This window comes from Vibrio sp. PNB23_22_6, from assembly GCF_052877535.1.
The window spans coordinates 1-5,678 of record NZ_JBNFXP010000050.1; the positions used below are offsets into that span (position 1 = coordinate 1).

4 protein-coding genes are annotated in these 5,678 nt (G+C 31.9%); all 4 read left to right on the forward strand.

Annotated elements, in window-relative coordinates:
• The coding region (locus ACVA54_RS19430) for a hypothetical protein (RefSeq protein ID WP_446649880.1) at window positions 1-347 on the forward strand (347 nt) is incomplete at its 5' end.
• Between the two features lie 251 nt (window positions 348-598).
• A complete protein-coding gene (locus tag ACVA54_RS19435) occupies window positions 599-784 on the forward strand; it encodes a helix-turn-helix transcriptional regulator (RefSeq protein WP_446643459.1) in 186 nt (61 codons plus the stop codon).
• Window positions 777-4,847: a hypothetical protein gene (locus ACVA54_RS19440; RefSeq protein ID WP_446649881.1), complete on the forward strand. Its 4,071-nt coding sequence runs from the start codon at window positions 777-779 to the stop codon at window positions 4,845-4,847. Before ACVA54_RS19435 ends, ACVA54_RS19440 begins: the two co-directional genes overlap by 8 nt.
• Window positions 4,834-5,532 (forward strand): hypothetical protein, encoded by a 699-nt coding sequence (locus tag ACVA54_RS19445; RefSeq protein WP_446643462.1) that lies wholly within the window; start codon window positions 4,834-4,836, stop codon window positions 5,530-5,532. The genes ACVA54_RS19440 and ACVA54_RS19445 overlap by 14 nt, the downstream gene beginning before the upstream one ends.
• The last annotated feature ends 146 nt before the right edge of the window (window positions 5,533-5,678 follow it).

Consider the following 5,678-nt stretch of genomic DNA (forward strand, 5'->3'; position numbering starts at 1 on the left):
TTGCGTCTGTCTCAACACCGTTGCGTCTGTCTCAACACCGTTGCGTCTGTCTCAACACCGTTGCGTCTGTCTCAACAACGTTGCGTCTGTCTCAACACCGTTGCGTCTGTCTCAACACCGTTGCGTCTGTCTCAACACCGTTGCGTCTGTCTCCACACCGTTGCGTCTGTCTCCACACCGTTGCGTCTGTCTCCACACCGTTGCGTCTGTCTCAACACCGTGCGTCTGTCTCCACACCGTTGCGTCTGTCTCCACACCGTTGCGTCTGTCTCCACACCGTTGTGTCTATCACAACAGTGTTGTGTATGCCTCCTACAAAAGCAGAAAGGTTCTTACACAGCTTATAAATCATGATTTCCTATCAAACTTAAGTATTTAGATTAATTCAGCCTAAAGATTAGCTCTCTAATAGCTATAAATCTCGGAATGCCCGAAAAAGAGCTTTAATACTTAGAGAGGATATATAGTAATCAATCCATTCGAATTTCTGTTCAATACACAAATTTAATATTCCAAATAGATATCTTCTTCTCAAAACCAGTAACTGTCTATCACGATCTCTCTAAATATTAAACTCGCATATAAAAGTGAGGATGATATGAAATTGATCGATATAAAAGAAGTCTCGGAGATAACGACTGCCGGGAAGTCAACAATATATAAATATATTTCTGATGGTGAATTTCCTCTGCCAATAAAAATTGGCAGAAATAATCGTTGGATCAAAGAAGAGGTAACAGATTGGTTGTTGCAGAAAAAGGAAGAGAGGGATTGTCATGAATAGAAAGTTAATCGCAAATAAATTTATGGAAAGATATAAAGATACTAGTTTGACAGAGAATGTAATTGTGTCTTTAGTAACTGGTTTTAACTCTAAGATCCATACTGTTTCTGACACAATTAAACATCTTATGCATTATTATGATATGTTGAGTTCGAATATGGATATAATAGAACTTTACAAACTAACCAATCTGCAATACGAGAATCTTTTAGTTAAAGACTTTATAATAAATGATAGTGATTTTTCTAATGAATATGTAGAACAACAAATTGATGAGCAAGAGAAAGAGCAAGTCGATGAGCAAGAGCAAGTCGATTTTTTATGCAAACGACTTGGTTGTGATTGTTTCTCTCAAAGCAAAATAGAACTTCTCCATATTTATAATGAAAGATTGAATGGTAACAACAATGACTATCAAGATGAGCTTTGTGCTACAGACAATGATTTATTAATAAAAAATAAGATATCTAATCTGCAAGACTCGGAAAGAAAATTTATTGTTCAATTTTTGAATGAAAATTTAAAATCACCTAAGAGTAAAACTAATCAGCGTGTTGCTTTAGCAATGTCAATAATTGTAATAACAGCGAAAAATTATAGTGAACTAAAAAACTTAAAGATATCCGCTAATGATGATGGTAGTGAAGGTATATTCCTTGATTCTGGTGTATGGAGACGTCGGGATTATGTTCCAAGGAATTCGTACCGAAGAGTTAAACATAGTCCTATACAAGCTCCAATTACCAGAAACATCGATTTGCCACTGCCTTATGTCTTGATTAATGCTCTTAAATTGTATCTAGGTGATCAAGTAAGCATTAAAGCCAGTAATCTATCAAGTGTTAGAAAAATCTGGAAAGTTTTAAAAAATAATGACCCAAATGATGTGATACTTCCTGGCCGAAAGGGAGCTATATCGCTGAGAAGGCTGTTATTCTTAGATTTGATGGAATCATCAGATCAAGAAGTAGCTGCTTTAATTTTATCTCAACCGACTTTCGCAAAGCGACATCACCTATATTATCTATCACATAAAGTAGAAAAAACAGTATATCTATGGTCTCGTAGTATCAAAGCTATATTTGAAGATTCTTGCCTTAAGGCTTCACAAATAGAACCCAATAACCTTTACCATGGAAGTGAATGTGTCATTGATATTGTAAATATCAGAAAAATAATAAATTTAATCTTTGATTCAATTGAAGAAAGAAAGAAGATTATTAAATCTCTTTCAAAAATTAAATTGATAAAGTTTTGGAATGACATTGAGTCTTTGAAATCCTTTATCTACTTGATGAATATTGCAGGTAGGGAAGTTAAGGAAATAGCGAGTCGAGATGAAATCATTACATATTCCAATAGTGAACCCTATATCTCGGTTCTAGATAAGATAACACCCAAAAATTATAAAGATCGCATATTGCCTATTTCTGAATTGAACGTGGGATTCTCTATTTTTTCTAAGAAAATTCAATCTAGAATAGAAGATCGTTTAGGAATTAGCGCTGATTCTAGGTCACAAAAAAATGTTGGTAAATTCAGATACCTTAAAGATGATCTGAACTATGTAATGTTAAGCAGTAAATTATGCTTAAAACAACTATTCCCTAATGAAGAAATACCATACAACTTGCCTAGGCAATTAGTTGCGACATATATTAGAGAGGTTGATGCTGGAATTTATGGTAAGTATGGTCGTCTATATTTAGGTCATGAATGTGACAAATATAATAATCGATGTCATAAAATGCTATCAGTAATTACTGATATCCCAAAAATGGTAAACAAAGTAATTGATTATGTGTTTGACGGATTGATTAGATTAAAAGTAAAACCAAAACTTTCTACTTCTGTAGATACATCAAATGCTGAAAGGTTATCAAGTATTCTTCGTTCAGAAATATATGACACTAAGTTTAGAAGTAGTGTTGTTGAACATATAAATAAAAGAGGTGATGTAGACTTTCTAAACAATTCTCATTGTATTGAATTGAAAGATGACCATCTATATATAATTAATGATGAAATAAAAGTATTAATCGATGATGTCTATCGTACTGATACTAAATTAGAGAGGGATCTATGTGTAACTAAAGATGTTAACCCTTTGAGTTTCAATTATTCACACCAAATACTTTCTTCGTTGTCTAACAATCTTTCATACTCTCAATACAAAGAGCTTCAAGATAAATCAGAGAACGGGTTGAACTTTGATGATGTCCAATCCGGATTGATTGAAAGGTCTGAAAAATATGATGAGTTATCTTCCATATATGAATTGATATCAAAGTTTAATGATAACAAAGTTGCTAGTCACAAAAAGCAATATCAACTTTTAAGAATGCATATTGCTAGCAATCTATCTAGATTTGGTGTTGAAAATATATCAGGTAATGTATTGAGTTTGATAGAGCAGTCTGAGCTATATTTTTCCGAATTTGAAGTATATATTTTTCATTATACTTATCACTTGATTTCGACTGGAAATAATGGGGAGGGAATATTAGGTAAAACTATTAGTGATTACCTAAGCATAGTAACGAATTATGTTTCTCATTTCATAGAAAAAGAACTTATTGATATAGATGAAATAGTAGAAAATCCTCATGGGTTGAATGAATACTTCTTAGGTTTTCTACAAAATCAGCTTGAGATTGATGGAAAGTCCGAAAATTATAAAAACAAAGTATTTAGCGTATGTAAAAGATTCATTAAATTAGTTTCTGGAGGTGAGCTAAAGTTCAATGGGAAAATATATAAAGTTAAATCGACTAGTTCTTTCACAATCCCATTTGAGTTTTATAAATTGATCAGTCTTATTGATGGTTATCATTGCATACCAAATGAATTAAAAATTGAATATAAATCAATAGCTATAATAATGTATAGATTTGGTCTCAGACCTAGTGAAATTCTTAATTTATTTATTTCAGACATCAAAGATGGTGGAAAATTAATTTATGTACATTCTAGGCCATACGAGTTAGTTAAGTCTGGATCGGGTAACCGGATCTGTAATCAAGATGGATTACTATCAGACGTAGATGAAAAGATCTTGTATTTAGCGATAAAGAATGCACGATTGAATAATCGAAACAATCTAATAAGCAGTGATATTGATCTTGATGTTCTAAGATTTCTTTTAAAAATAGCGACGTCAGATGAAAAAAGAAAACTGTATAGCTTAAGGCATAGTTATGCGAACTTCAGTTTATTAGCAATATTAAATGTAAATACGCCATTAGTAAGAGACTATTACAACACTGATGATTTCATGGCTATAAGAAACTCACTATATAGAAATCTAACGTACTCAAATTATCCTGAATTTGCTCTGTTTTCCTTATCTAAAAGTATGGGACATAGTTCTGTTGATACCACTTTTAGGCACTATATACATGTTCAGAATTATGTTTATCGATACCATAACTGTATCCCTAAGAAATTGACATTAAAGGATATTTCAGAGTTGTCTGATATTGGATATGCAGCATATCGTAAGCGCTTAAGTCGTAGAGTCAAAGATGGGGTATTTACTGCTTTAGTAAATGAAATTAAATATGAAAAAAATAATTATTATTGTACTGAAAGTCATATTGACTATATGAGTAACAATGAAATTGTTATAGATTCAATTTTAATAGTAAATTCAAAGTTCATTAAGTTTGAAAAAGTTAATGATTATTTGGATGAAATTGAATTTATCAAAGATTTTGGATTGTTAGATAAATGTAGGACAATAAATTTTAGTAACTTATTAGAAGTTGTTATAAATAAAAAGTTACATAAAGTCCTTTATTCAATAGTTGATGATTTTTCTGATATGGACACGTTATCTAAAATGATTAATGTTTGGAAAAAGTGTACAACGAGCGATGGGCTAGTTATTAAAATATTAGAATTATATTTTATTGAAAATTTTGAATTAATGGATTGGATGTGTATGGAATTAAAAGAAGGGAAATTATATCAAAAAAGTAATGGTAAATTGGTTAATAAGAAAATTGCAGTTTTAATGATTGTGTTAGAACAATATTTAAGGAGTAAATATGAAAATCAATAAAATAACCCTATATCTAGAGGAAATAGCGGAAACACAAGGGTTTAAGGATGATGCTATCCCAATTGGTAAAGTTCCGTTTATTTTTTCAATCACTAAGAGAAAAATTATTATGGTTGAAGAGCCTAAATATAAAAACGGCAAGATCTATATTAAGACTACTTTGTCAAAAGAGGAGGCTTTGAAAAAGTTAACAGACCATCACGATGCAGTTGTACTCACAGCTGAATCTTTATTAGCAGACGAAGTTGATCCAGATAGTCCCAATTTTCATAAAAAAGTTGAGACAGTCCGCAGTCAGACTAAACTAGATAGCGTAATTGGTGCAGCAGTTTTTAATGCTGATAATGAATTAAGTCCTAATAAGAAAGAAGTTCTTTATGTGGATGATGTTAAATTTACACACCCAGCACACTCTTCTGAAATTTTTTCTATGATGAATGTTACGTCAAAAAAACATGGCTTAAATTCAACTAAAGTAGATGTTTCAGAACTTGACGACGACGATAGACGTAAGCTTTATTCTTTGATTAGTCCCGTTATTAAAATGAAGAATAAGAACGATAAACTAATTCGTCTTGTACTCCTCATTACAAAAAATAAGCTTGGCAAGATCTGTCGATTGAAACTATTACCGGAATTTATTGATGAGTTCGCACAAAAGCAATCTTCAAATCGTAATTTTTAAACCCAAGGTAATTTACTTTGATTAAAAAGGCTGTAATTTCAAATTACAGCCTTTTTTACGTTTTGAGGCTGTGTAACCCTCCCCGAAAAACTGGTCGCTCGCAATTAGAGGTTTTCCGTTTACACTGAAACAAACGGAGAACGCAT

Coding starts and splice junctions, on each gene's coding strand:
- ACVA54_RS19435 (WP_446643459.1), top strand. CDS start 599: ATGAAATTGATCGATATAAAAGAAGTCTCGGAGATAACGACTGCCGGG.
- ACVA54_RS19440 (WP_446649881.1), top strand. CDS start 777: ATGAATAGAAAGTTAATCGCAAATAAATTTATGGAAAGATATAAAGAT.
- ACVA54_RS19445 (WP_446643462.1), top strand. CDS start 4,834: ATGAAAATCAATAAAATAACCCTATATCTAGAGGAAATAGCGGAAACA.